The following is a 24,950-nucleotide window of genomic DNA, read 5'->3' as shown; positions in this document are numbered from 1 at the left end:
CGGGTGACTAGCGCGCCGCGCGGTTGACGGCGGAGACGGCGGCCTTCAGGGAGGCGCGCGTCGTGTTGGCGTCGATGCCGATGCCCCACAGCACCTTGTCGCCGATCGCGCACTCGATGTACGAGGCGGCCTGCGCGGACGCGCCCTCGCTCATCGTGTGCTCCTGGTAGTCCAGGAGGCGTACGTCGATGCCGATGCCCTGCAGCGCGTCGAAGAACGCGGAGATCGGTCCGTTGCCGGAACCGGTCAGGACGGTGTCCGCGCCGTCCAGGGAGGCCTCGACGGTGAGGGTGTCGACGCCGTCCTTGTCGGTCGTCGTCTGGCCGTTCTTGACCTGAATACGACCCCAGGGGTTCTCGGGGTTGGGCAGGTACTCGTCCTGGAAGACGCTCCAGATCGCGTCGGGCGTGACCTCGCCGCCCTCGGCGTCCGTCTTCGCCTGGATGATCTTCGAGAACTCGATCTGCATGCGGCGCGGCAGGTCCAGCTTGTGGTCGTTCTGCAGGACGTACGCGATGCCGCCCTTGCCGGACTGCGAGTTGACGCGGATGACGGCCTCGTAGGAGCGGCCGACGTCCTTGGGGTCGATGGGCAGGTACGGCACGGCCCACTCGATGTCGTCGACGGTCTTGCCCACCGCCGCGGCCCGGCTCTCCAGCGCGTCGAAGCCCTTCTTGATGGCGTCCTGGTGGGAGCCGGAGAAGGCGGTGTAGACGAGGTCGCCCGCGTACGGGTGGCGGGGGTGGACCTCCATCTGCGTGCAGTACTCGTACACGCGCCGGACCTCGTCGATGTCCGAGAAGTCGATCTGCGGGTCGACGCCCTGGCTGAAGAGGTTCATGCCCAGGGTGACCAGGTCGACGTTGCCGGTGCGCTCGCCCTGGCCGAACAGGCAGCCCTCGACGCGGTCGCCGCCGGCCATGACGGCCAGCTCGGCGGCGGCGACGGCGGTGCCGCGGTCGTTGTGCGGGTGGATGGAGAGGCAGACGAACTCGCGCCGGGACAGGTTGCGCGACATCCACTCGAAGCGGTCCGCGTGGGTCGAGGGCGTCGAACGCTCCACCGTGGCGGGCAGGTTGAGGATGATCTCGCGCTCGGCGTCGGGCTGCCAGACGTCCATGACGCCCTCGCAGACCTCCAGGGCGAAGTCCAGCTCGGTGTCGGTGAAGATCTCGGGGCTGTACTGGTAGCCGAACGTCGTGCGGTCGTCGAGCAGCTTGTCGGCGTACTCCATGACCAGGCGCGTGCCGTCCACGGCGATCTGCTTCACGGCGTCGCGCGAGCCGCGGAAGACGACATCGCGCCACACGGGTGCGGTCGCGTTGTACAGATGGACCGTCGCGCGCCGGGCGCCCTTCAGGGACTCGACCGTGCGCTCGATGAGCTCCTCGCGCGCCTGCGTCAGGACGGAGATGGTCACGTCCTCGGGGATCGCGTCCTCGTCCTCGATGATCGACCGTACGAAATCGAAGTCGGTCTGGCCCGAGGAGGGGAAGCCGACCTCGATCTCCTTGTAGCCCATGCGTACGAGCAGGTCGAACATGGCGCGCTTGCGGGCCGGCGACATCGGGTCGATCAGCGCCTGGTTGCCGTCGCGCAGGTCCGTGGAGAGCCAGCGGGGAGCGACCGTGATCCGCTTGCCCGGCCACGTGCGGTCGGGGATGTCGACCTGCTCGTACTGCCCGTACTTGTGGACCGGCATGGAAGTGGGGCGCTGGAAGTTCGGCATGTGCGGGGCTCCTCGGAAGTGTCCTGAAGGACGGCCGACGGTCTTAGCGCAACGCCGAACTCCGCGGGGAGGGGGTCGGCCTCGACTACAGGCCCTCGCCGCGGCAGCTAAGGAGAAGCAGCCCGAATCGCATGATGTGCCGCAGCCTAGCCGAGCCGCGCTCTGTGCGCGGGCCCGTATCAGTATGCGGGACCGTGGCCGGATAAACCCCCAGTGGTGATCTATCCCTCTATTTCAGCAATCATGGTTGCAGGTAGTGACAGCGGCATGACCCAGTGCCACATTGCCGCCATGACCGCCAACCCCACGGGCTTCGAGCCCGTCTTCTGCACCATCGTGCCGCCCCACGTCCTGGACACCCTCGCCCAGAGCCAGGACCCCGCGCTCGCCGCACCCGCCCGCCGCACCCTGGAGCGGGACTCCATCGAGCGCACCCACCGCCGCCTGACGACCGTCATCGGCGCGCCCTCCGTCACCCCGCCCAAGGAGGCCACGGCCGGCAAACCGCACCGCACGATCTACGACGCCAAGCACCGCACCGAGCTGCCGGGCCGCAAGGTGCGCGGCGAGGGCGACAAGCCCGGCAAGGACGCCACGGTCAACCGTGCCTACGCAGGCCTCGGCGCGACCTTCGAGCTCTTCCAGAAGTCGTACGACCGCAACTCCATCGACGGCAACGGCCTCCCGCTGAACGCGACCGTCCACTACGGCGAGGACTACGGAAACGCCTTCTGGAACGGCGAACAGATGGTGTTCGGCGACGGCGACAACGAAATCTTCCTCGACTTCACCATCCCCGTGGACGTCATCGGCCACGAGCTCACCCACGGCGTCGTGCAGTACACGGCGAACCTGACGTACTTCGGCCAGCCCGGCGCGCTGAACGAGTCGATGGCGGACGTCTTCGGCTCGATGATCAAGCAGTACACGCTCGGCCAGACCGCCCAGGAGGCCGACTGGCTGATCGGCGCGGGCCTGCTCGCCCCGCGCGTCACCGGCAAGGCGCTGCGCTCCATGAAGGAGCCCGGCACGGCCTACGACGACGACGTGCTCGGCAAGGACCCGCAGCCCGCCGACATGGACCACTACGTCCGCACGGGCCGCGACAACGGCGGCGTGCACATCAACTCCGGCATCCCCAACCGCGCGTTCTACCTGGTCGCCGACGCCCTCGGCGGGCACTCGTGGGAGCGGGCCGGACAGATCTGGTACGCCGTCCTGACCGGCGGCGAGCTGGCGCAGGACGCGTCCTTCACCGACTTCGCCAAGCTGACGGTCGCCGCCGCGCGCCAGAAGTTCGGCGACGGCGACGAGCTCAAGGCCGTCGTCGACGCTTGGTCGACGGTCAAGGTGCCGACGAGCGAGTGACGGCTTGACGGCGTGCTACCGGCCGCCCGCCCGGTGGAGTAGACAGGACCCATGCGTATCCAGGTGAAGCGGACCGGAGGATTCGCGGGCATCGACCGGCATGCCGAGGTGGACACCTCGCAGCTGGCCGATGCCCCGGAATGGCATGCCCTGGCCGAACAGGCCGTGGCCGAGGGGCGGAGCACGCCGCCCATAGGGGTGCCGGACGGCTTCAGTTACCAGCTGACGGTGGACGGGCGGACGGTGTACTGCGCGGACCCGCGGCTGACGGAGCCGCAGCGGAAGCTGATCTCGCGGGTGCTGAAGGAGGGCTCGTGACGCACCCCGGATAAAACCTGAGCTTTGTTCATCTTCTTGCGGCACGCCCATTGACTTCCGTACTCGCCGGTACGGAGGATCCCGCCCATGGCAGCGACTGCGGCGAGCCCGATACCCGACTTCCCCCGCGACTTCCTGTGGGGCGTCTCCACATCGGCCCACCAGATCGAGGGCGCCGTCGACGAGCGCGGCGCCTCGGTATGGGACGCGTTCACGGCCGTGCCGGGGAACGTGAAGGACGGCACCACCGCCGCGGTCGCCTGCGACCACTACCACCGCTACCGCGAGGACGTGGCGCTGATCCGCGACCTCGGCGTGGATGCCTACCGCTTCTCGGTCTCCTGGCCGCGCGTGCTGCCCACCGGCGCGGGCGCGGTGCACCGGGCGGGCCTCGACTTCTACGACCGGCTCGTCGACGAGCTGTGCGCGGCGGGCGTGCGCCCCGTCCCCACCCTCTTCCACTGGGACACCCCGCTGGCCGTGCAGGAGACGGGCGGCTGGCTGGAGCGAAGCACCGCCGAGCGGTTCGCCGACTACGCGGCCGTGGTCGCGGCCCGCATCGGCGACCGCGTCACGAAGTGGATCACCCTCAACGAACCGGCGGAACACACCCTTCTCGGCCACGCCCTCGGCCAGCACGCCCCCGGCGAGCGGCTCCTCTTCGACGCGCTGCCCGCCGCCCACCACCAACTTCTCGCGCACGGCCTCGCCGTACGGGCGCTGCGCGCGGCGGGCGCCGACGACATCGGCATCGCCAACTCGCACGGCCCGACCTGGCCCGCCTCCGCCGGCGCGGAGGACACCGCCGCCGCGGACTTCTACGACGTGCTCCTCAACCGCCTCTTCGCGGACCCGCTGCTGCTCGGCGCCTACCCGGAGGGCATCGGCGAACTGATGCCGTCCAAGGACCTCGCGGCAGACCTGAAGGTCGTCTCCGAGCCCCTCGACTGGTACGGGATCAACTTCTACCAGCCGACGAAGGTGGGCGCCCCGCTCCCCGAGGGCACGGCCGCCGAGTTCGCCGGCGTCACGCTCCCGCCCGAACTCCCCTTCTCCCCCCGGCGGATCGAGGGCTATCCGGTCACGGACTTCGGCTGGCCCGTCGCCCCCGACGCCCTCACCGAACTCCTCACCGCCTTCCGCGACCGGTACGGCGACCGGCTGCCGCCCCTGGTCATCACCGAGAACGGCTGCTCGTACGAAGGACTCGACGACCGGGACCGCATCACCTACCTGGACGGTCACCTCCGCGCCCTGCACCGCGCCCTGGAGGCGGGCGTCGACGTGCGCGGCTACTTCGTCTGGTCCCTGATCGACAACTTCGAGTGGGCGGAGGGCTACCGGCAGCGCTTCGGCCTCGTCCACGTCGACCACGCCACGCAGCGGCGCACCCCGAAGGCGTCGTACCACTGGCTGCGCGAGGTGCTGCGGGCGCGCCGCCCATGACCGCCACCGCGCTGCGGGAGCCGACCGAGCGGGTCGGCCGCGGCTGGACGGCCTCGCTGTCGCTCGCCAACGGCGCGATCTGGGTGGGCTGGTACGGCCCGCTGCAGATCCTGCTGGCCGTCCAGGCGGAGGAGCTCGCCCCCGCGGGCACGTCGAAGGAGACGGTCCTGGCCTGGGTGACGGGCGTGGGCGCGGTCGTCTCCCTCGCCGCGAACCCGCTCTTCGGCGCGCTCTCGGACCGCACCACGTCCCGGCTCGGCCGGCGCACCCCGTGGATCGTGGCGGGGGCGGCGGGCGGCGCCGCCGCGCTCCTGCTGCTCTCCGCGGCGGGCTCGGTGTGGTGGCTGGCGGCGGGCTGGTGCCTGGTCCAACTCGCCCTGAACGCCGCGTTCGCCGCGGTCACGGCGGCCGTACCGGACCGGGTGCCGCACCGGCAGCGGGGCTCGGTGGGCGGCTGGCTCGGCGCGGCACAGCTGCTCGGCGTGGTCGTCGGCACAGGGCTCGCGACGGTGGCGGGCGGGACGGTCGCGGGGTACGCGGCGTGTGCGCTCTTCACCGTGGCGGGCGTGCTGCCCTACGTCGTACGCCACCGGGACCTGCGCCTGTCACCGGCCGACCGTCCGCCGTGGAACCGGCGCGACTTCCTCGCCGGCTTCCTGCTGAGCCCGCGCCGCCACCCCGACCTGGCCTGGGCCTGGCTGACCCGCTTCCTGATCAACGTCAGCAACGCGCTGGTGCTGCTCTACCTTCTCTACTTCCTGCGGGACCGCCTGGAGTACGGGGACCCGGAGGAGGGCGTGCTGATCCTGACGGCCGTGAACGGCGCGACGATGCTGGCCACCGTGGTGGTGGGCGGGGCCTGGTCGGACCGGGTGGGCCGCCGCAAGCCGTTCGTGCTCTGGTCGGGGGCGCTGATGGCGGCGGCGACGGGACTGCTCGCGCTCTGGCAGACCTGGCCCGGCGCGCTCGTCGCGGCGGCGGTCCTCGGCGTCGGCTTCGGCGTCTTCACGTCCGTGGACTTCGCCCTGATGACGGACGTCCTGCCCACGACCATGGACCGCGGCAAGGACCTCGGCATCATCAACATCGCCAACTCACTCCCCCAGGTCGCGGCCCCCGCCCTGGCGGCCCCGCTCGTCACCCACCTGGGCGGCTACCGGACGCTGTACCTGACGGCGGCGGTGATCGGCCTGGCGGGGGCGGTGCTGGTACGCCGCATCAAGGGGGTCAGATAGACGCGCCCTAGAACCCGAGCTTGCGGAGCTGGCGAGGGTCCCGCTGCCAGTCCTTGGCGACCTTGACGTGCAGGTCGAGGAAGACGGGCGTGCCGAGGAGCGCCTCGATCTGCTTGCGGGACTTGATGCCGACGTCCTTCAGGCGCTTGCCCTTCGGGCCGATGATGATGCCCTTCTGGCTGGGCCGCTCGATGTAGACGAACGCGTGGATGTCGAGGAGCGGCTTGTCGGCGGGGCGATCCTCGCGCGGCAGCATCTCCTCCACGACGACCGCGATGGAGTGCGGCAGCTCGTCCCGCACGCCCTCCAGCGCCGCCTCGCGGATCAGCTCGGCGACCATGACCTGCTCGGGCTCGTCCGTGAGGTCGCCCTCGGGGTAGAGCGGGGGGCCCTCCGGCAGCAGCGGCACGATGAGATCGGCGAGCAGGCCGACCTGCTGGTCGCCGACGGCCGACACCGGCACGATCTCGGCCCACTCGAAGCCCAGCTCCGTGCCGAGCTGGTCGATGGCGATGAGCTGCTCGGCGAGCGTCTTGCTGTCGACCAGGTCGGTCTTGGTGACGATCGCGATCTTCGGCGTCTTCTTGATGGACGCGAGTTCCTTGGCGATGAACCGGTCACCGGGGCCGAGCTTCTCGTTCGCCGGCAGGCAGAAGCCGATCACGTCGACCTCGGCCCAGGTGGTCCGCACGACGTCGTTCAGCCGCTCGCCGAGCAGCGTGCGCGGCTTGTGGAGCCCGGGGGTGTCCACCAGGATCATCTGGGCGTCCGGCCGGTGCACGATGCCGCGGACCGTGTGCCGCGTGGTCTGCGGCTGGTTCGCGGTGATCGCGACCTTCTTGCCGACCAGAGCGTTCGTGAGGGTGGACTTGCCCGCGTTGGGGCGGCCGACGAAGCAGGCGAAGCCGGCCCGGTGGGCGGCCTCGGACGGCTCGGCTGATGACGGGGTACGAACGCTCATGGCGCCCATTGTCCCTGATCCCCGGAGCCCCGCCGCACCGCCCGGCCCGAAGGGGGGAAGCCGGGACCTGCCCGGAGGCGGGAGCGGAGCGCTCAGCCCGCCTCGACCCGCGCCCGGACCTCGCCGTCGGGCCCCGCCAGGAAGACGGGCGTACCGGCCCCGCCCAGGTCCCGCACGGCGGCCAGATCCTCGTCGGAAACCTTCTCCGCGCCGGAGACGACCGCCGCCGCCTCAAGGGACTCCGCCCCCGACGCGACCGCCATCGCCACCGCCGTCCGCAGCGCGGACAGCTGGAGCGAGTCGAGAGCCACCGTCCCGGCGACGTACGTCCGACCGGTCTCGTCCCGCACGGCCGCCCCCTCGGGCACGCCATTGCGGGCCCGGGCGGAACGGGCCAGGGTGACGATCTTGCGGTCCTCGGGGCCAAGCGCGGCGCTCTCAGTCATGCCCCGAGCATACGGAGCAGGCACCGCCGCCCCGCCACCGGATGGACCGCTCGCAGACCTGCTCACACCGCCACCGGATAGATCGAGCCCCGGCGCCCCTCGGGCGAGGCGAGCCACGCCAGCTTGCCCGCCGTGTCCACCTCGGCGTGCGGCAGCGGCGTGTGCAGCACGATGGTGAGGTCGGGCCTGGCCGGCACCTTCAGCTGCGTCGACTCCAGGAACAGCGCGCCCACCACCGGATGCTCGATCTCCTTGGCGACCTGCCCGCCGGGCAGGATGTCCCGCCGCTCCCACAGCTCCGCGAACTCGGGGCTCACCGACTGCGCCTCGGCGATCACCGCGGCGAAGCCGTCGTCGTCGGGGTGCTCCGAGCACGCGGCCCGGTACATCGCCACGAGCCCCGGAGCGTTCCGCTCCCAGCTCTTCGTGCGTGCACGGTAGATGGGGTCGGTGAAGAAGGTGAGCAGACAGTTCTCGGAGGTCTCCGAGCGCATGCCGAGCACCGAAGCGGCCGCGTCGTTGTACATGACGCAGTTCCAGTACGCGTCCATGATGTGCGCCGGCTGCGGCATCCACGTGTCGATGAGCCGGTGCAGCCCCTCGCACATCTCCGCGTCGTCCCTGGCCACCTCGGGCCGCGGCGGGTTGAGCCCGGCAAGGACGTACAGATGCCGCCGCTCGGCGCCGCTCAGCTTCAGCACGCGCGCCACGGAGTCCAGGACCTGCGGCGAGACGGAGATGTCGCGGCCCTGCTCCAGCCACTGGTACCAGGACGCCCCGACGCCGGCGAGCACGGCGACCTCCTCGCGGCGCAGCCCCGGCGTGCGCCGCCGGGCCCCGCCGTCCGGGAGTCCGGCCTCCGCGGGGCTGATCCGCGCGCGGCGGCTCATCAGGAACTCCCGCAGCTCCCCGAGGCGGCGCGCCTTGGACGCCTCCGTGTCCGACGCCGCGACCGACGGTGTTGCCATGTGGCGCTCCCCCAAGCCCTGACTGGTGTTCCGACCACCAGCATAAGTTCCCGCTCCCCACGTCTATTCCGGCCGCCGCAAGCTCTTGACCATGGCGATCGACACCACCACTGCCCCGTCCCCCCAGGCCGCGCCGCCGGCGCCGCAACCGCGGAAATCCGAGCCAGGACCCAGGCTCTCCGTCCGCGACAAGCTCGTCCTCTTCGTGCTCTGCGCCGCACAGTTCATGGTCGCGCTCGACTTCTCCGTACTGAACGTGGCGCTGCCCGTGCTCGGCGCCGACCTCGGCATGAGCCACTCCGCGCTGCAGTGGGCGGTGACCGCCTTCGCCCTGCCCTCGGGAGGGTTCCTGCTCCTCTTCGGCAGGACCGGTGACCTCTTCGGGCGCCGGAAGCTGTTCCTCGCGGGCCTCGCGCTCTTCGGCCTCGCCTCGCTGCTCGCCACGTTCGCGTGGGACCCGGCGTCGTTCCTGACGGCGCGTGCGCTGCAGGGGATCGGCGCGGCGGCGATCGTGCCGACCGGCATGTCGCTCCTGACGACGACGTTCCCCGAGGGGCCGCAGCGCGACCGGGCGCTCGGCATCTCCGGCACGCTCCTGTCGCTCGGCTTCACGGTCGGCATGGTGCTCGGCGGCGTACTGACCGACACGCTCGGCTGGCGCTCCACGATGGGCCTGCTTACGCTCTTCGCGCTGATCGTGCTGCCGCTGGCCCCCGGGCTGCTGCCGGAGTCCCGCACCCCGGACCGCCCCCGCCTGGACATCCCGGGTGCCGTGACGGTCACCGGCGGACTGCTCTCCCTGATCTACGCCCTCTCCACGGCGGCCGAGCGCGGCTTCGGCGGCACGGACGTCATCGTGGCGATGGTGGCGGGCGTCGCCCTGCTCGTGGCGTTCGGATACGTCGAGTCGCGCGCCGCGTCCCCGCTCGTCTCGCTGCCGATGCTGCGCCGCCGCACGGTGGCGTGGGGCAATCTGGGCGGCCTGGTCACGTTCTCGATGATGTCGACGGTCGTGTTCGTGCTGACGCTGTACCTCCAGGAGGTCCTGCGCCTCTCCGCCTTCGAGACCGGTCTCGTCTTCGGCGTGCAGGGCGTCCTCTCGGTGGTCGCCGGCGTGTACGCGCCGAAGGTCATCGGCCGCTTCGGCGCCCGCCGCACCCTGGTCGGCTCGCTGGCCGGTCAGGGCGTGCTGGGCGCGGCGCTGCTCGGCATCGGTGAGAGCGGCTGGTCGGTCTGGCTCGCCACGGCCGCGGTGTCGCTGGCGAGCATGTGCCACCTGGGCGCGATCATCTCGTACGGCCTGACGGTCACGTCGGGCGTCCCCGACGAGGAGCAGGGCCTGGCCACGGGCCTGGTCACCTCCACCCAGCAGGTCGGCATCACCATCGGCATCCCCCTGCTCGGCGTCCTCGCGACGACGAACACGGACTTGCTGGCGGGCACGCGGACGGTGCTCGCGATCGACGCGGCGGTGGTGCTGGTGACGGCGGCCGCGGTGGCGGTCGGGCTCGGCGGACGCAAGCGCGCCTGAGCCCCGCGAGCGGCGCGAACCGGCCCGGCCCCGTCAGGGCCGGGCCGCTGCCACGTCATGCGCCGGGTCGTTGCCGGCGACCGAGGAGAGAAAGGCGTCCCAGGCGTCCGGGCCCACCGCGACGACCGCGCCCCGGGGCCGCGCGGAGTCACGGACGAGGACTGTCCTGCCGGTCCAGGCGATCTCCACGCACTCGTCGTTGGCCGACCCGCTCGCACTGCTCTTGCGCCATGCCCACGTACTCACCACGCTTCTCCTCCACCCCGGGTGCGGAAGGCCAGCCGGCCCAGCACGGCTGGTGCAGAGGGACGCAGCACCTCTTCCAGAATAACGGCGCGTCACACAGATCTGTACGGCCCGTTTCGCGCCAAGGTCCCTTGTGACACGCGGGACTGATGGTGTGTCAGGTCACCTCGACGGGCGAGAACAGCCGCTCCAGGTCGTCGACGCCCTCCTCGGCCCTGGCCGCCAGCATTCTCAGCATGTCCACGTTGCGCTCCTTGATGGCGAGGTCCTCCAGCTCCCAGAACCGCTCCAGGTAACGCCCGCTCTCCTCGGGCGCGTTGGTGCTGTAGGAGTCACCGCGCGGGTTCTCCAGGTAGAGCGTGTCCGGCATCTCGTCCGCCTCGAACTCGAAGAGCATGAAGGGGCCCTGGATCCCGGGATGCGCTCCGACGCTGAAGGGAAGGATCTGGATGCTGACCTTCGGCAGGGCGGCCAGCTCCGCGAGGCGCTCCAACTGGGCGCGCATGACGCCGCGTCCACCGACCTGACGGCGCACGACCGACTCGTCGAGGATGTAGAAGACCTCGCGGTCGCCCGATGTCAGCGTCTCCTGGCGGGAGAGCCGCACCTCGATGGCCCGCTCGACGGCTTCGTTGTCGATGCCCTTGTCGTAGGCCTGCATGATGGCGCGGCCGTACTCCTCGGTCTGCAAGGGTCCCGGCACCTGGAGCGAGTTGTACGCCCGGACGATGGATGCCGACGACTCCAGGGCGAGGAGCTGCAGGAATTCCTTGCTGTACAGGTCGCGGTACTCCGCGTACGGCATCTTCCGGCTGCCCCGGGCGAGGTCGAGCAGCTCCTCGATCTTGCGGCGGTCCCGGATCCCGTACGTCTCCAGGAGGGGCCGCAGGTCGTTGACCGAGATACCGACCTCGCCGGCCTCGATGCGGATCAGCTTGGAGGGGCTCCACTCCATCTTCGCGGCGACCTGGCGCTGGGTCAGCTGCGCGGCGGTCCGCGCCTTTCGGAGCTCTGTGCGCAGCCGCAGCCGCTGAAGTGCCGCACTTGGCGCGCTCATGATGGCTCCACCCCCAACCGGACCGTGCGAGGTGCAACATAGCAGACTAGCAGCTTACTCATCGAGACCTTCCGGGACGACAGTTCACGCCACTGTCAGGAGACCTCGAAGCGCGGGGGCGCGCAACCGCAGCGGGCGAGCCGAGGCCGACAGTTGCCGAGTAGCTATATCGCACTTGGCGAGCCCACGAAGCGCGATGTGTCCGACAGTACTACCCATGTCGCCACGTCCGAGCTACGATATGGCAGAGGGTAGCCTGCCAACTGTCCGCCGCCGCAAGGAGGTTGAGAGCAGAGTCGATTCGATGCGGCCTCACTCCATCGAGGGCCGTCGACACCGCCGAGTTCCCCCTTCCTGGCGCCACCCGTTCGTGGCTCGCCGCGGTATCCACGACGTGTGTGGAACCAGGAAGGAGTACAGCCCGATGGCCGAGGAGCCTGACGGGCGCCGCACCATCCGCACGTGGACCGATCGGGTCGCACTGTCGGCCCCGTGGGTGAGCCTCTTGGTGATGGTCCAGGAGATCATCGACAAGTGGGTGCTGCCCCACGTGTGAACGCGAACTGGCCCCGACCTGAGGCCGGGGCCAGCTGCGGCGGACGCCATCGCACTGACGTTTCCACTCCGAGTTCCCTTGGCCGGCAGCCCGGAGTGGGAGCGTTTCGGATCCGCCCTTCACTCCATTCTGCCCGCCCCACCACCCCGATGGCGAGGGGCTGTTGGGGACACTCTGCGCGGAGCACCCCGCGCCGCGTACGCCCCTCAGGGGCGGTCGAGCCGCAGGCGCTCCGCCCGGGGCAGACCCGCGACCACCAAGTCGTACGAGTCCTCGATGAGCTCCCTGACCTGCCGGTCGGTGAGTCCGCCGTCGACCGTCACGGTGTTCCAGTGGCGCTTGTTCATGTGCCAGCCCGGCACGATCTCCGGGTGCTCGGCCCGCAGCCGGACGGCGATGTCCGGCTCACACTTGAGGTTGACGGTGAGCGGACGCGCGTCGAGTGCCGTGAGCGCGAACATCTTCCCGGCCACCTTGAAGACCGACGTCTCCGGATTGAACGGGAAGTCTTCCACCGCGCCGTTGAAGGACAGGCAGAAGGCGCGCAGCTTCTCGGGCGTCACCCGGAATCCTCCGCCTTCACGGCGCCGCCTTCGGCATCGGCCGGGGCGGGCTCCACAAGGACCGTCATGATGCGGTTCCGGCGGCCGGCCGCGGACTCCGCGGTGAGCTTGAGATCCCGCCCGTCCGGCAGCGGCACCACCGCCGACGCCCCCGCGATCGGGACGCGGCCGAGGCGCTTGGCGAGCAGACCGCCGACGGTCTCGACGTCCTCGTCGTCGAACTCGTCGAGGCCGAACAGCTCCCCCAGGTCGCCGATGTCGAGCCGCGCCGTCACGCGGTAGCAGCCGTCCGCCAGCTCCTCCACCGGGGGCAGCTCACGGTCGTACTCGTCGGTGATCTCGCCGACGATCTCCTCGAGGATGTCCTCGATGGTGACGATGCCGGCCGTCCCGCCGTACTCGTCGATGACCACGGCCACGTGGTTGCGCTCCTGCTGCATCTCGCGCAGCAGATCGCCCGCGTTCTTCGTGTCCGGGACGAAGGTGGCCGGGCGCATCGCCGTCGACACCAGGTCGGACTCGCTGTCGCGGTTGATGTGCGTCTTGCGCGCCAGGTCCTTCAGGTACACCATGCCGACGACGTCGTCCTCGCTCTCCCCCGTCACGGGTATGCGCGAGAAGCCGGAGCGCAGCGCGAGGGTGAGGGCCTGGCGGATCGTCTTGAACCGCTCGATGGCGACGAGGTCGGTGCGGGGCACCATGACCTCGCGCACCAGGGTGTCGCCCAGCTCGAAGACGGAGTGCACCATGCGGCGCTCCTCGTCCTCGATCAGGGACTCCTTCTCGGCGAGGTCCACCATGGCGCGCAGTTCGGCCTCGGAGGCGAACGGGCCGCGCCGGAAGCCCTTGCCGGGCGTGAGGGCGTTGCCGATCAGGATCAGGAGCGGCGGGATGGGGCCCATGACGCGGGCCAGCGGCAGCAGGACGTACGCCGAGGCGGTCGCCGTGTTCAGCGGGTGCTGGCGGCCGATGGTGCGCGGGGAGACACCCACCGCCACATAGCTGACGAGGACCATCACGCCGATGGCGACCGCGAGGGCCTGCCAGGTCTCGTCGAACTCCCGCAGACAGGCGTACGTCACCAGGGCCGACGCGGCCATCTCGCAGGCCACCCGCACGAGCAGCGCCACGTTCAGATAGCGGGTCGGGTCGGCGGCGACCTGCGCGAGCTTCGCGCTGCCGCGCCGCCCCGAGCGGACCGCCTCGTCCGCGCGGAAGCTGGAGACCCGGGCGATGCCCGCCTCCGCGCACGCCGCGAGCCAGGCCACGACGACGAGGGCGACCGCACCGACGATCAGCTGAGGACTCATGGCGCTACGAGACGGTGGGCGCCGGAGACGGGCCTGTCAGGCCCTTCTCGGCACGCCAGCCGTCGACGATCGCGGCCTGCAGACCGAACATCTCGGCCTTCTCGTCGGGCTCCTCGTGGTCGTACCCGAGCAGGTGCAGCACCCCATGGACGGTGAGGAGCTGGAGCTCCTCGTCCATGGAGTGCTGCGTCGGGGCGTCCTTGCCCTGCTGCGTGGCGACCTCGGGGCAGAGGACGATGTCGCCGAGAAGGCCCTGCGGGAGCTCGCCGTCGTCCTTCATGGGCGGCCGCAGCTCGTCCATCGGGAAGGACATGACGTCCGTCGGCCCCGGCAGGTCCATCCACTGGATGTGCAGCTGCTCCATGGCGTCGGCGTCCACGACGATCACCGAGAGCTCGGAGAGCGGGTGGATGCGCATCCGCGCGAGGGCGTAGCGGGCGATGTCGAGGATCGCCTGCTCGTCGACCTCGGTTCCGGATTCGTTGTTGACGTCGATCGACATGGTGGTGCTCGTCTACTTCCCGTCGCGGCTGTCGTGCTGCTCGTACGCGTCGACGATACGGCCGACGAGCTTGTGCCGAACGACATCGTGGGAGGTGAGCCGCGAGAAGTGGATGTCCTCCACGCCGTCGAGGATCTGCTGCACCTCGCGCAGACCGCTCTTGGTGCCGCCCGGCAGGTCGACCTGGGTGATGTCACCGGTGATGACGATCTTCGAGTCGAAGCCGAGGCGGGTGAGGAACATCTTCATCTGCTCGGCGCTGGTGTTCTGCGCCTCGTCGAGGATGATGAACGCGTCGTTCAGCGTCCGGCCGCGCATGTACGCGAGCGGCGCCACCTCGATCGTGCCCGCCGCCATCAGGCGCGGGATCGAGTCCGGGTCGAGCATGTCGTGCAGGGCGTCGTAGAGCGGGCGGAGGTACGGGTCGATCTTCTCGTACAGCGTGCCCGGCAGGAAGCCGAGCCGCTCGCCCGCCTCGACCGCGGGGCGGGTCAGGATGATGCGGTTGACCTGCTTGGACTGCAGGGCCTGCACGGCCTTGGCCATGGCGAGGTAGGTCTTGCCCGTGCCGGCGGGGCCGATCCCGAAGACGATGGTGTGCTTATCGATCGCGTCGACGTACCGCTTCTGGTTCAGCGTCTTGGGGCGGATGGTGCGGCCGCGGGACGAGAGGATGTTCTGGGTGAGGACCTCGGCGGGGGTCTCCTCCGCGCCGTCGCCGTTCTCGTCCGCCCTCAGCATGGCGATCGAGCGTTCCACTGCGTCCTCCGTCATCGGCTGACCGGTGCGGAGCACCAGCATCATCTGGTCGAACAGGCGCTGGATGAGGGCGACTTCGCGGGCCGCGCCCACGGCGCTGATCTCGTTGCCCCGGACGTGGATGTCGGCCGCCGGGAAGGCCTTCTCGATCACCCGCAGCAGGGCGTCGCCGGAGCCGAGGACCGTCACCATGGGATGTTTCGCCGGGACGGTGAAGTGCGCTCGGGACTGGCCCTGGGCATCGGTGTGAGTTGTGGGTGTCTGAGTCATGGGCCGGCTCTGAAGGCCTGCTCATCCTCCTCATGCGGGGCTCGGTGGCCGCTCGACAGCCTTGCACTGCCAAGAGTACGACGCGCCACGCCCGAGGCCGTAGGCCTTTTCCCCCGTCCGTCCCACACGTCCCCCCGGGCCCGGCCCGTCATGCCGAGCGGAAGCCGATCGTCGGCACGGCCCGCCGCAGGGGCCACGGGCGGCTCGCCGCGGGGAGCAGCGTCTCCAGGAACGCGTACCGCCGCAGCGCGACCGGATCCTGGCCGTCCAGCTCCCGCACCCGGCGCCACCAGGCGCCGACCTCCGCCCACCCGGGCGCCGACAGGGACCCGCCGAACTCCTGCACCGAGAGCGCCGCCGTGAGGCCCGCGAAGGCGAGCCGGTCCGCGAGGGGCCACTCCGCGAGCGTCCCGGTGACGAATCCCGCGACGAAGACGTCCCCCGCGCCGGTGGGGTCGAGCGCCTCGACCTCGATGGCGGGGACCTCGGCGGTCTCGCCGGTCCGCCCGTCCACGGCGTACGCGCCCTCGGCTCCCAGCGTCACCACGGCGAGCGGCACGTGCTTGGTGAGCGCCCGGGCCGCGGCGCGGGGGCACGACGTGCGCGTGTACCGCATCGCCTCCTCCGCGTTCGGCAGGAACGCCTCGCAGTGCTCCAGGTCGGGCAGAGCGGCGAGGTCCCACCGCCCGGTGTCGTCCCAGCCGACGTCGGCGAAGATGCGGGTGCCGCTCCGCGCGGCCCGCTCGATCCAGGGGGCGTGGACGCCGGGCGTCAGCGAGGCGACGGCGGCACGCGCGCGTGGCGGGCAGGAGGGGGCGCCCCCGTCCGGCGCGTCGGCGTCCGGCGGCGGCTCGTGGCCGTGGCTGACCATGGTCCGCTCGCCCTCGTACGCCATGGAGACCGTCACCGGCGAGTGCCAGCCCGGCACGGTCCGTGACGGGGTGAGGTCGATGCCCTCGCCCTGTTCGAGGGCGTCCCAGCAGTACTCCCCGTAGTGGTCGTCGCCGAAGGCCGCGGCGAGCGACGTGTGCAGGCCGAGCCGGGCGAGCGCGGTCGCCATGTTGGCGACGCCGCCGGGGCTCGACCCCATGCCGCGCGCCCAGGACTCGGTCCCGCGCACGGGCGCGGAGTCGAGGCCGGTGAAGATGATGTCGAGGAAGACCGTGCCGGTGAGGTAGACGTCGCAGTCCGGATCCCCGGCTCTGCGGGCCGCCTTCAGCGGGTCGACGGTGGGCTGTTCGGGTACGACCATGCAGGCAACGTAACGGACGAGGGGCTACCAGCGCGGCACGGCCGGGGTGGTCCACGCCGGGTCGGTCACCCGCATCGCCGCCGCGTCGTCCCGCTCCCGCAGCGCGCGGAAGTCGTCGTCCAGCCAGCGTGCGTGCAGGGCGGCGAGCCTGTCCCTGTCGAGCTCGACGCCGAGGCCCGGGGTGTCGGTGACGGCGATGTTCCCGTCGGTGAACCGCAGCCGCGAGGTGAGCACGTCCTCGGCCTGCCACGGGTAGTGCGTGTCGCAGGCGTGGTCGAGTCCGGGCACGGTCGCGGCCACGTGTGTCATCGCGGCGAGGCTGATGCCCAGGTGCGTGTTGGAGTGCATGGACACGCTCACGCCGAAGGTGCGGCAGACGGCGGCCAGCTCGCGGGTGCGCCGCAGCCCGCCCCAGTAGTGGTGGTCGGAGAGCACCACCTGCACGGCCTTCTTCGCGAAGGCCTCGGGTATCTCCTCGAAGGTCGTCACGCACATGTTCGTGGCGAGCGGCACCGGCGTGCCCGCGGCGACCTCCGCCATCGCGGGCGTGCCGAGCGCGGGGTCCTCCAGGTACTCCAGTACGTCACCGACCTCGTCCGCGACCTTCAGCGAAGTCTCCACGGACCAGGCGCCGTTGGGGTCGAGCCGGAGCGGGCGGCCGGGGAACGCGTCGGCCAGGGCGCGGATCGCGGCGGCCTCCTCGTCCGGCGGGAAGACGCCGCCCTTGAGCTTGAAGGACGAGAAGCCGTACCGCTCGGCGAAGAGCCGGGCCTGGGCGACGATCCCGGCCGGGTCGAGCGCGGCGCCCCACCCGTCGTCCTTCTCGCTGGCGATCCCCGCCGGGTGCTCGGCCCACTTGTAGAACAGGTACGCGCTGTACTCCACGGCGTCGCGCACCTTGCCGCCGAGCAGCGCGTGCACGGGAAGCCCGAGCGTCTTGCCGAGGGCGTCCAGACAGGCCACCTCGAACCCGGAGACGACGGAGAGCCGCAGCTTGTCGGCGGTCTGCACGCCGCGCAGGCCTCCGACGTCCACGGAGTCGTCGACGCGGGCGGCGTCGACGGCCGTCTCGTCCGCGAGTGTGAACAGCCGGTTCGGCTCGGAGACCGCGTGGCCGACCAGCCGCCGGGCGAGCGGCCGCGCGATCTCCAGGTACTTCCCGTCCCCGTACGTCTCCCCGATCCCCGTCACCCCACCGGCCGTGACCACCTCGATGATCAGCCGGGGCGTGTAGGGCTGGTGCACGCCCTGCGTATTGAGGAGCGGCGGATCGGCGACGAGGACGGGCGTGAGACGGACGTCCGTGATGACGAGACTGCCGGAGCGGTGTCCATACATGAGAACGGAGACTAGGTACGCGAACAGCGAGCGTCAATGGGGGGAGTCACCGCCCCAGCGGAGCTCTAGAGTTCCGCTTCGATCAGGTCGGCGGCCCGCCGCGCCCCGCCCTCGGCACGGACCTGCTCCCGCAACTCCGCACACCGGCGCGCGACTTCGGGGTCAGAGGTCAGCTCCCGCAGCGCACCCCGCAGCACGGCCGCCGTCGCGTCGGCCGTGTCGACACGCCGAGCCACCCCCAACTCCACCAACCGGTCCGCGTTCATGGGCTGTTCGGCTCCCTGCGGCACCGCGATCATCGGCACCCCGCAGAACAGCCCTTCCCCGCTGCTCCCCATGCCCGCATGGGTGACGAACGCGTCGGCCTGCTCCAGGATCGCCAACTGCGGTGCCCAGGAGCAGACTTCGACGTTGCCCGGAACGTCATCGCCCAGCTCCGCGGGATCCACGTGCCTGCCGATCTGGAGGACGACGTGCCACCCGGGCAGGTCCCCGAACGCGGCCACGCACTGCCGGTAGAACTCCGGCTGCACGGTGTACGCCGAGCCGAGCGAGACCAGGAGCACCTTCTCCGCGCCCTCGGGCCGCGTCCAGCTCTCGCGCCGGGCGCGGTCACCGAGGCAGGGCCCCACGAAGTCGATCCGCTCCGGGTCGACGGTGTCGGCGTGGGGCTGCATGGCGCGCGGGATCGTGGCGATGCCGCGCGGCGGCACGCCGGAGAACTCCGCCACGTCCGGCGTGGTGGCCCCGCACCCGGCGAGCCACTCCTTGAAGCGGGCCTCCAGGGCGTCGGCGCCCGGCAGTTGCGCGAGGTGCGCGCCGACGTCCTCCTGATAGCTGCCCCACGCCACGAAGGTGGGCGACAGCTGCACGAGCGCCCGCCCCTGCGCCTCGGCGAGCGCACGGGCGACGTAGGCGCCGATGTCGTACAGGTACAGGTCGGCGGGGTCGTCGTCGTACGCCGCGTGGAGCTGCGGGAGCACCGCCATCGCGTCGTCGAGGAAGAGCGCACTCGCCTCGATCGGGTCATCGGGCCAGATGTTGTCGCGGTGCGGGAGCGTCGACTCGTACGCGACGAACTCGGCGCCGGTGGGCTCGATGAGGCCCGCGGTGGCCGGGTCGTTGGCGTAGGTCACGCGGTGGCCGCGGGCCGCGAGCTCGCGGACGACCTCGAGGCCCGGCAGCACGTGGCTGACCATCGGCACGCCGATCATGGCGATGTGGGCAGGGCGACGGGAGAGCCGTCGGGATGACATGGGAATTCCTTCGCGTACGGACAGCTAAAGAGAGCTGTGGATCTGACGGGGACACGGCGGCCCGCCGCCTCGGCCCCTGAGGGGCGGGCGGGGGCCTGCGAGGCCGTGTCAGCCGTAGATCTGCGCGATGGAGTCCATGCCGAGGACCGTAACCCGGCACCGACGGTCAGTCGAACGAATAAGCCTCGACCTCGGCGAGGTACCGGGCCCGCAGCGCCTCGTCCGCCGCGTCGCGGTCCAGGAAGGCCGCCTCGAAGGAGTTCCGCGCGAGCGTGCGCAGCCGCTCCTGGTCGAGCCCGAGCGCCTCGCGCACGGCGTGGAAGGTGTCGTCGACGTACCCGCCGAAGTAGGCCGGGTCGTCGGAGTTGACCGTGCACATCAGGCCGGCGTCCAGCATCTGCGGCAGCGGGTGCTCCTCCAGGACGTCGATGGCGCGCAGCCGGACGTTGGAGAGCGGGCAGAGCGTGAGCGGCACGCGGTCGCGGACCAGCCGCTCCACCAGCTCGGGGTCCTCCATGCAGCGCAGCCCGTGGTCGATGCGCTCGACGCGCAGGACGTCGAGGGCCTCCGTGATGTACGCGGGCGGGCCCTCCTCCCCCGCGTGGGCGACCAGCCGCAGGCCTAGCGCGGCGGCGGCCTCGTACACCTCCTTGAACTTGGCCGGCGGGTGGCCGACCTCGGCCGAGTCGAGGCCGATGCCGATGATCCGGTCGAGGTGGGGTTCGGCGGCCCTCAGGGTCTCCAGGGCGGAGTCGGCGGACTGGTCGCGCAGGAAGCACATGATCAGCCGCGTGGAGACGCCGTGCCGCTCCTCGCTGCGGTCCAGGGCGCGGGAGAGGCCCTCGATGACGGTGGCGATGGGGACGCCGCGGGCCGTGTGCGCCTGCGGGTCGAAGAAGATCTCCGCGTGCCGGACGCCCTGTGCGGCGGCGCGGGCGAGGTAGGCGTCCGCGAGCTCCTCGAAGTCGGCCTCGGTGCGCAGCACGGCCATGAGGCTGTAGTAGAGGTCCAGGAAGCTCTGGAGGTCGTCGAAGAGGTAGGCCTTGCGGAGCTCTTCGGTGTCGGCGTAGGGCAGTTCGACGCCGTTGCGCGCGGCGAGGGCGAAGGCGAGCTCGGGTTCGAGGGTGCCTTCGATGTGGAGGTGGAGTTCGGCCTTGGGGATCGGCATGGTGCGGTCTCGCTCAGTTCGGGGGGGTGGTTCAGGTTCGTTTGGGGAGGGGTACGCGCGACAGATCGCGCGCGATGGTGAGTTCGCCGTCGAAGCCGGCGGCGCGGGCCTGCTGTTCGTAGAGGGCCGGGTCGGGGTAGCGCTGGCTGAAGTGGGTGAGGACGAGGTGCCGCACGCCCGCGTCGACGGCCACGCGGGCGGCCTGCCCGGCCGTCAGATGGCCGTGGTCGGTGGCCAGTTGTTCGTCCTCGTCGAGGAACGTCGACTCGATGACGAGCATGTCGCAGCCCTCGGCGAGCGCGTGCACGCCGTCGCAGAGGCGGGTGTCCATCACGAAGGCGAACCGCTGCCCGCGCCGCACCTCGCTGACCTCGTCGAGGGTCACGTCGCCGAGGCTGCCCTCCTTCTGGAGCCGTCCGACGTCGGGCCCCTTGATGCCGCGCTCGGCGAGCAGTGCGGGCAGCATCCGGCGCCCGTCGGGCTCGGTGATCCGGTAGCCGTACGACTCGACCGGGTGCGAGAGCTTGATCGCGTCGAGGGTGTAGGAGTCCGTCACGGCCAGCGGTCCGTCGGCGGCGACCGGTTCCTCGGCGAGCCGCACGGTCTCGCGGTACGCCGTCGCGTACCGCAGGCGGTCGAAGAAGCGCTGCCCCGACGCCGGGTAGTGGGCGGTGACGGGGTGCGGGACCCGGTCGAGGTTGATGCGCTGGATCACCCCGGCGAGCCCCAGGGAGTGGTCGCCGTGGAAGTGCGTGACGCAGATCCGGTGCAGGTCGTGGGCGGCGACCCCGGCGCGCAGCATCTGCCGCTGCGTGCCCTCGCCGGGGTCGAACATGATGCCCTGGCCGTCCCAGAGCAGGACGTAGCCGTTGTGGTTGCGGTGCCGGGTGGGGACTTGGCTCGCGGTGCCGAGCACCACCAGTTCACGTACGGACAAGGAGTGCGGCCCCGCTATCCGGGAGGCCACTGGAGGCCGCGGCCGCCCAGGACGTGCGCGTGCGTGTGGAACACGGTCTGGCCCGCGCCGGCGCCGGTGTTGAAGACGATGCGGTAGCTCTCCGCCTTCTCCTGCGCGGCGACCTCGCCCGCCTCGCGCAACACGTCCGCGGCGATCTGCGGCTCGGCGGCGGCGAGGGAGGCCGCGTCCGGGTAGTGCGCCTTGGGGATCACCAGGACGTGGGTGGGCGCCTGCGGGTTGATGTCGCGGAAGGCCACGGTCGTCTCGGTCTCCCGGACGACGGTCGCGGGCACCTCACCCGTGACGATCTTGCAGAACAAGCAGTCGCTTTGCGCTTCGCCCGCCATGGGCCGCCTCCTGGAAACGGAAAGATCAGTACGTCCGGCATGCTATCGGCCGCCGCGTCAAGAGGCCGGGGGCCGGGCCCCGGCCGGGTCACTCCGTGCCGGGCAGGAGCGGCGGTGTCTTCGCCGGGTGCTCCTCCAGAGCGGCCAGCGCGATGCGGACCGCCTCGTCCAACTGCGGGTCGCGGCCCGCCACATGGTCGTCGGGGGTGGTGACGACCTCCACGTCCGGGTCGACGCCGTGGTTCTCGACGCCCCACTCGTGGCCCTCCAGCCAGAACGCGTACTTCGGCTGCGTCACCAGCGTCCCGTCGACCAGGTGGTAGCGGCTGTCGATGCCGACGACGCCGCCCCAGGTGCGGGTGCCCACCACGGGTCCGATGCCGAGCGCCCTGATCGCGGCGTTGACGATGTCCCCGTCGGAGCCGGAGAACTCGTTGGCGACGGCGACGACGGGGCCGCGCGGCGCGTCCATCGGATAGCTGAACGGGCGGGCCCCCCTCGGCACGTCCCAGCCGACGACCCGGCGCGCCAGCTTCTCCACGACGAGCTGCGAGGTGTGCCCGCCGCGGTTCTCCCGCACGTCCACGACCAGGCCCTCGCGGGCGACCTCGATACGCAGGTCACGGTGGATCTGCGCCCAGCCGGGCGCCTGCATGTCGGGCACGTGGAGGTAGCCGAGGCGGCCGCCGGAGCGTTCGTGGACGTACGCCCGCCGGCCGGCGACCCAGGCGTGGTAGCGCAGCGGCTCCTCGTCGTCGACGGGGATCACCACGGCGTACCGCGGGTCGCCGCCGCCGGACGGCGAGACGGTCAGCTCGACCGGCTTGCCCGCGGTGCCCACGAGCAGCGGCCCGGGGCCCGCGACCGGGTCGACGGGCCGGCCGTTGACCTCGATGACCGCGTCGCCGGGGCGGGCGGCGACGCCGGGCGCGGCGAGCGGGGACCGGGCGGCCGGGTCGGAGGTCTCCGAGGGCAGGATTTGGTCGATGCGCCACAGCCCGTCCTCGCCGCGCGAGAGGTCCGCGCCGAGGAGCCCCTGCCGGTGTGCGCCGCCCCCGCCGCCGGAGACCACGTACGCGTGCGAGGTGCCGAGCTCGCCGTGCACCTCCCACAGCAGGTCGACGAGGTCGTCGTGGGTGGCGACGCGGTCGAGGACCGGACGGTAGCGGTCCAGTACGGCGTCCCAGTCGACGCCGCCCATGTCGGGCCGCCAGAAGTTGTCGCGCATGAGGCGGCCCGTCTCCTCGTACATCTGACGCCACTCGGCGGCCGGGTCGACGGTGTAGCGGACCCGGGAGAGGTCGACGGTGATGTTCGAGTCGCTGTCCTCGTCGCCGGAGGCGCGCCGGTCGCTCGGCACCACCTTCAGCTTGCCGTCGGTCCACAGCAGGACCCGCTTGCCGTCACCGGTGACGGCGAAGTGGTCGGCGTCCGCGGCGAGCCCCTCCACGCGGTGCTGTGCGAGGTCGTACCGCTCCAGCTCCGTCTTGGGGGCGGGGTCGTGCGGGGTGGCGCGGGAGGCGCCGAGCACGCCGCGCACCGGGTGGCGCAGCCAGAGCAGCCCGTCCTTGGCGGCCCGCAGCGTGGTGTAGCGGGCGGCCTCGACGGGGAACGGCACGATGCGGTCGGCGAGCCCGTCGAAGTCGATGCGGGTGACGGGGGCGCCCTCGCTGTCGGGCGTCTCGGAGCCGGAGTCCTGCGCGTCGAAGGGCCTGCCGTGCCGCTGCGGTCCGAAGGGGGACGGTGTGGTCGCGGCGAGGGTGAGCAGGTGCGGCCGGGAGCCGCCGACGAACGCGAGGTCGAAGACGTGTTCGTCGTAGACCGGGTCGAAGGCGCGCGCGGACAGGAAGGCGAGGTGCTTGCCGTCGAGGGTGAACGCGGGCGCGTAGTCGCGGAAGCGCAGCGGGGTCGCCTCGGCGACCGACAGGTCCGCGGTGTTGGCGAGCTTCAGCTGGCGCAGCGGGCTCGGCCCGGGGTGCGACCAGGCGAGCCAGGCGGAGTCGGGCGAGAAGACGAGCCCGGTGACCTCGCCGTCGGCGCTCCGGTCGACCTCGCGGACCTCGCCGCTCTCCCGCTCGACGAGCAGCACCCGGCCGTCGTGCGAGGCGACGGCGGCCCGGGAACCGTCCGGCGCCACGGCGAGCCCGAGGACCCGGCCGAGCTGTCCCGCGGCGAGCCTGCGCGGGGTGGTGCCGGGCGCGGGGCCGGTGGCCGGCGCGAATTCGAGCGCCTCGTCGCCCTCCGCGTCCGTCACCCACACGACGTGTTCCTCGCCCTCGACGCGGAAGGTGCGGGGCAGCCGGGCGCGCACCCCCGGCTCGGCGGCGAGCGCGCGGGCGGGGCCCTCGCGGTGCGTGACCCAGTGCACGGAGCCGCGCACGGAGACGGCGCTGCCGCGCCCGGTGTGGTCGGGCGCGGCCGCCCCGAACCAGCGGGCGGCGGACACGGGGTGCGGCTGCAGGTCGGTGCGCTGCCCGCCGAGGCGGAGGCCGACGCGGCGCGGCTCGGCGTCCACCAGGTCGTCGAGGAGCCACAGTTCACCGGCGGACATGTGGACGACGCGGGTGCCGTCGGTGGCGGCGTGCCGTGCGTAGAAGCCGCTGTCGAGCGGGGTGTGGCGCCGCAGGTCGGTGCCGTCGGGCAGCGAGGAGTAGAGGGCGCCGACGCCTTCGTGGTCGGAGAGGAAGGCGATGCGGTCGCCGACCCAGAGCGGGTACTCGATGTTCCCGTCGAGTTCTTCGTGGACGCGCACGAAGGGTTCCGCGAGCCCCTCGCCGCCGTCCTCGTCGCCCCCGGCGGGCCGACGTATCCACAGCTTGCCCGCGGTGCCGCCCCGGTACCGCTTCCACCGGGCGGCCTCGCGGCCCATCGGGGCGGAGAGCAGCAGGACCTGCCCGTCGGGGCCGTGCGCGACGTCGCCGACGATGCCGTACGGCAGGGTGGCCGCGGGTCCGCCGTCGAGCGGGACGGCCCGTGCCCAGCTGCGCCGCAGGGAGGCCTGCCCCGCCGCGCTGACGGCGAGCACCTGCCCGTCGGGCGTCCAGCCGCACACGGCGGTCTGCCAACTCCCCCAGTACGTCAGCCGCTTGGAAGGGCCGCCCTCAAGGGGCGCGATGTGCACTTCTGGTGCCCCGTCGCGGCGGGAGGTCCAGGCGACGGTCGTGCCGTCCGGGGAGATCCTGGGGTGGTTCACGGGCACGTTGTCGGCGCTGACCCGCCAGGCACGGCCCCCGTCGAGGGGCGCGACCCAGACGTCGTCCTCGGCCGTGAACGCGACCAACTCGCCGTGGATGTGCGGGAACCGGAGATACGCGGAGTGCGCTGCCTCTGTCACGCCGACCAGCCTAGGCACGGTCTCGGCGGGCC

23 protein-coding genes are annotated in these 24,950 nt (G+C 71.7%); 6 read left to right on the top strand and 17 right to left on the bottom strand.

All coding sequences use genetic code 11. From position 1 onward, the window contains the following. Window positions 1-7: 7 nt before the first annotated feature. Complete coding sequence (gene leuA / locus ACZ7LU_RS31645) at window positions 8-1,729, bottom strand: 2-isopropylmalate synthase (RefSeq protein ID WP_471918674.1); 1,722 nt, start codon at window positions 1,727-1,729, stop codon at window positions 8-10. Window positions 1,730-2,020: 291 nt separating this feature from the next. Here leuA and ACZ7LU_RS31640 point away from each other — a divergent pair, with 291 nt between their 5' ends. The 4 genes from ACZ7LU_RS31640 to ACZ7LU_RS31625 all read left to right on the top strand — a co-directional run bounded on the left by ACZ7LU_RS31640 (window position 2,021) and on the right by ACZ7LU_RS31625 (window position 6,096). Next, window positions 2,021-3,097 (top strand): M4 family metallopeptidase, encoded by a 1,077-nt coding sequence (locus ACZ7LU_RS31640; RefSeq protein WP_398297630.1) that lies wholly within the window; start codon window positions 2,021-2,023, stop codon window positions 3,095-3,097. A gap of 51 nt (window positions 3,098-3,148) precedes the next feature. After that, a complete protein-coding gene (locus ACZ7LU_RS31635; protein ID WP_398297632.1) occupies window positions 3,149-3,415 on the top strand; it encodes a protealysin inhibitor emfourin in 267 nt (88 codons plus the stop codon). A gap of 87 nt (window positions 3,416-3,502) precedes the next feature. Beyond that, entirely contained in the window at window positions 3,503-4,861 is a 1,359-nt protein-coding gene (locus ACZ7LU_RS31630; protein ID WP_471918673.1) for a GH1 family beta-glucosidase, read from the top strand. Next, a complete protein-coding gene (locus ACZ7LU_RS31625; protein WP_471918672.1) occupies window positions 4,858-6,096 on the top strand; it encodes an MFS transporter in 1,239 nt (412 codons plus the stop codon). The genes ACZ7LU_RS31630 and ACZ7LU_RS31625 overlap by 4 nt, the downstream gene beginning before the upstream one ends. A 7-nt stretch (window positions 6,097-6,103) precedes the next feature. Here ACZ7LU_RS31625 and era read toward each other — a convergent pair whose 3' ends face one another. The 3 genes from era to ACZ7LU_RS31610 form a co-directional block, all read right to left on the bottom strand. Further along, window positions 6,104-7,066, bottom strand: a complete 963-nt coding sequence (era, locus tag ACZ7LU_RS31620) for a GTPase Era (protein ID WP_372459912.1) — start codon at window positions 7,064-7,066, stop codon at window positions 6,104-6,106. Window positions 7,067-7,149: 83 nt separating this feature from the next. Continuing rightward, on the bottom strand, window positions 7,150-7,503 hold the full coding sequence (locus ACZ7LU_RS31615; RefSeq protein ID WP_398297637.1) for a cytidine deaminase: 354 nt from the start codon (window positions 7,501-7,503) through the stop codon (window positions 7,150-7,152). A gap of 62 nt (window positions 7,504-7,565) precedes the next feature. Beyond that, window positions 7,566-8,471, bottom strand: coding sequence for a helix-turn-helix transcriptional regulator (locus ACZ7LU_RS31610; RefSeq protein ID WP_471918671.1), 906 nt, complete (start codon window positions 8,469-8,471; stop codon window positions 7,566-7,568). A 91-nt stretch (window positions 8,472-8,562) separates the two neighbouring features. On the opposite strand from ACZ7LU_RS31610, the gene ACZ7LU_RS31605 reads away from it, so the two are divergent. Further along, window positions 8,563-10,002, top strand: coding sequence for an MFS transporter (locus tag ACZ7LU_RS31605; RefSeq protein ID WP_471918670.1), 1,440 nt, complete (start codon window positions 8,563-8,565; stop codon window positions 10,000-10,002). Window positions 10,003-10,035: 33 nt separating this feature from the next. On the opposite strand, the gene ACZ7LU_RS31600 is transcribed toward ACZ7LU_RS31605, so the two are convergent. Together ACZ7LU_RS31600 and ACZ7LU_RS31595 are read right to left on the bottom strand one after the other, a co-directional pair. After that, window positions 10,036-10,248 (bottom strand): DUF397 domain-containing protein, encoded by a 213-nt coding sequence (locus ACZ7LU_RS31600; RefSeq protein WP_471918669.1) that lies wholly within the window; start codon window positions 10,246-10,248, stop codon window positions 10,036-10,038. A 157-nt stretch (window positions 10,249-10,405) separates the two neighbouring features. Further along, on the bottom strand, window positions 10,406-11,305 hold the full coding sequence (locus ACZ7LU_RS31595; RefSeq protein WP_398297645.1) for a helix-turn-helix domain-containing protein: 900 nt from the start codon (window positions 11,303-11,305) through the stop codon (window positions 10,406-10,408). A 424-nt stretch (window positions 11,306-11,729) separates the two neighbouring features. Here ACZ7LU_RS31595 and ACZ7LU_RS31590 point away from each other — a divergent pair, with 424 nt between their 5' ends. Continuing rightward, the gene (locus tag ACZ7LU_RS31590; RefSeq protein WP_398297647.1) at window positions 11,730-11,861 is read left to right on the top strand and encodes a hypothetical protein; all 132 of its coding nucleotides are present in this window, start codon (window positions 11,730-11,732) and stop codon (window positions 11,859-11,861) included. 206 nt (window positions 11,862-12,067) lie between these two features. Here the strand turns inward: ACZ7LU_RS31590 and ACZ7LU_RS31585 are convergent, their stop codons facing one another. The 11 genes from ACZ7LU_RS31585 to ACZ7LU_RS31535 form a co-directional block, all read right to left on the bottom strand. Continuing rightward, a complete protein-coding gene (locus ACZ7LU_RS31585) occupies window positions 12,068-12,424 on the bottom strand; it encodes an MmcQ/YjbR family DNA-binding protein (protein WP_471918668.1) in 357 nt (118 codons plus the stop codon). Then, window positions 12,421-13,734, bottom strand: a complete 1,314-nt coding sequence (locus tag ACZ7LU_RS31580; protein WP_471144851.1) for a hemolysin family protein — start codon at window positions 13,732-13,734, stop codon at window positions 12,421-12,423. The genes ACZ7LU_RS31585 and ACZ7LU_RS31580 overlap by 4 nt, the downstream gene beginning before the upstream one ends. Window positions 13,735-13,738: 4 nt before the next feature. Then, on the bottom strand, window positions 13,739-14,236 hold the full coding sequence (gene ybeY, locus ACZ7LU_RS31575; protein ID WP_398297653.1) for an rRNA maturation RNase YbeY: 498 nt from the start codon (window positions 14,234-14,236) through the stop codon (window positions 13,739-13,741). A 12-nt stretch (window positions 14,237-14,248) separates the two neighbouring features. Beyond that, on the bottom strand, window positions 14,249-15,265 hold the full coding sequence (locus ACZ7LU_RS31570) for a PhoH family protein (RefSeq protein ID WP_362995693.1): 1,017 nt from the start codon (window positions 15,263-15,265) through the stop codon (window positions 14,249-14,251). 148 nt (window positions 15,266-15,413) lie between these two features. After that, entirely contained in the window at window positions 15,414-16,517 is a 1,104-nt protein-coding gene (locus ACZ7LU_RS31565) for a carbohydrate kinase family protein (RefSeq protein WP_398297655.1), read from the bottom strand. A gap of 24 nt (window positions 16,518-16,541) precedes the next feature. After that, on the bottom strand, window positions 16,542-17,855 hold the full coding sequence (locus ACZ7LU_RS31560) for a glucarate dehydratase family protein (RefSeq protein WP_471918667.1): 1,314 nt from the start codon (window positions 17,853-17,855) through the stop codon (window positions 16,542-16,544). Between the two features lie 65 nt (window positions 17,856-17,920). Then, complete coding sequence (locus tag ACZ7LU_RS31555) at window positions 17,921-19,111, bottom strand: macrolide family glycosyltransferase (RefSeq protein WP_471918666.1); 1,191 nt, start codon at window positions 19,109-19,111, stop codon at window positions 17,921-17,923. Between the two features lie 166 nt (window positions 19,112-19,277). Then, complete coding sequence (locus tag ACZ7LU_RS31550) at window positions 19,278-20,279, bottom strand: adenosine deaminase (RefSeq protein WP_471918665.1); 1,002 nt, start codon at window positions 20,277-20,279, stop codon at window positions 19,278-19,280. A gap of 31 nt (window positions 20,280-20,310) precedes the next feature. Further along, window positions 20,311-21,216, bottom strand: coding sequence for a ribonuclease Z (locus ACZ7LU_RS31545; RefSeq protein ID WP_471918664.1), 906 nt, complete (start codon window positions 21,214-21,216; stop codon window positions 20,311-20,313). Between the two features lie 14 nt (window positions 21,217-21,230). Continuing rightward, the gene (locus ACZ7LU_RS31540; RefSeq protein WP_398297664.1) at window positions 21,231-21,584 is read right to left on the bottom strand and encodes a histidine triad nucleotide-binding protein; all 354 of its coding nucleotides are present in this window, start codon (window positions 21,582-21,584) and stop codon (window positions 21,231-21,233) included. 88 nt (window positions 21,585-21,672) lie between these two features. Continuing rightward, the gene (locus tag ACZ7LU_RS31535) at window positions 21,673-24,918 is read right to left on the bottom strand and encodes a S41 family peptidase (protein WP_471918663.1); all 3,246 of its coding nucleotides are present in this window, start codon (window positions 24,916-24,918) and stop codon (window positions 21,673-21,675) included. Window positions 24,919-24,950: the final 32 nt, after the last annotated feature.

The sequence above is a fragment of the Streptomyces sp. NPDC039462 genome (assembly GCF_055639375.1).
This window is presented reverse-complemented; position numbering and strand designations above follow the sequence as displayed.

Bases quoted from the DNA above. Each gene is read 5' to 3' on its own strand.
- leuA (WP_471918674.1), bottom strand. From the start codon at position 1,729: ATGCCGAACTTCCAGCGCCCCACTTCCATGCCGGTCCACAAGTACGGG.
- ACZ7LU_RS31640 (WP_398297630.1), top strand. From the start codon at position 2,021: ATGACCGCCAACCCCACGGGCTTCGAGCCCGTCTTCTGCACCATCGTG.
- ACZ7LU_RS31635 (WP_398297632.1), top strand. From the start codon at position 3,149: ATGCGTATCCAGGTGAAGCGGACCGGAGGATTCGCGGGCATCGACCGG.
- ACZ7LU_RS31630 (WP_471918673.1), top strand. From the start codon at position 3,503: ATGGCAGCGACTGCGGCGAGCCCGATACCCGACTTCCCCCGCGACTTC.
- ACZ7LU_RS31625 (WP_471918672.1), top strand. From the start codon at position 4,858: ATGACCGCCACCGCGCTGCGGGAGCCGACCGAGCGGGTCGGCCGCGGC.
- era (WP_372459912.1), bottom strand. From the start codon at position 7,066: ATGGGCGCCATGAGCGTTCGTACCCCGTCATCAGCCGAGCCGTCCGAG.
- ACZ7LU_RS31615 (WP_398297637.1), bottom strand. From the start codon at position 7,503: ATGACTGAGAGCGCCGCGCTTGGCCCCGAGGACCGCAAGATCGTCACC.
- ACZ7LU_RS31610 (WP_471918671.1), bottom strand. From the start codon at position 8,471: ATGGCAACACCGTCGGTCGCGGCGTCGGACACGGAGGCGTCCAAGGCG.
- ACZ7LU_RS31605 (WP_471918670.1), top strand. From the start codon at position 8,563: ATGGCGATCGACACCACCACTGCCCCGTCCCCCCAGGCCGCGCCGCCG.
- ACZ7LU_RS31595 (WP_398297645.1), bottom strand. From the start codon at position 11,305: ATGAGCGCGCCAAGTGCGGCACTTCAGCGGCTGCGGCTGCGCACAGAG.
- ACZ7LU_RS31590 (WP_398297647.1), top strand. From the start codon at position 11,730: ATGGCCGAGGAGCCTGACGGGCGCCGCACCATCCGCACGTGGACCGAT.
- ACZ7LU_RS31580 (WP_471144851.1), bottom strand. From the start codon at position 13,734: ATGAGTCCTCAGCTGATCGTCGGTGCGGTCGCCCTCGTCGTCGTGGCC.
- ybeY (WP_398297653.1), bottom strand. From the start codon at position 14,236: ATGTCGATCGACGTCAACAACGAATCCGGAACCGAGGTCGACGAGCAG.
- ACZ7LU_RS31570 (WP_362995693.1), bottom strand. From the start codon at position 15,265: ATGACTCAGACACCCACAACTCACACCGATGCCCAGGGCCAGTCCCGA.
- ACZ7LU_RS31565 (WP_398297655.1), bottom strand. From the start codon at position 16,517: ATGGTCGTACCCGAACAGCCCACCGTCGACCCGCTGAAGGCGGCCCGC.
- ACZ7LU_RS31560 (WP_471918667.1), bottom strand. From the start codon at position 17,855: ATGTATGGACACCGCTCCGGCAGTCTCGTCATCACGGACGTCCGTCTC.
- ACZ7LU_RS31555 (WP_471918666.1), bottom strand. From the start codon at position 19,111: ATGTCATCCCGACGGCTCTCCCGTCGCCCTGCCCACATCGCCATGATC.
- ACZ7LU_RS31550 (WP_471918665.1), bottom strand. From the start codon at position 20,279: ATGCCGATCCCCAAGGCCGAACTCCACCTCCACATCGAAGGCACCCTC.
- ACZ7LU_RS31540 (WP_398297664.1), bottom strand. From the start codon at position 21,584: ATGGCGGGCGAAGCGCAAAGCGACTGCTTGTTCTGCAAGATCGTCACG.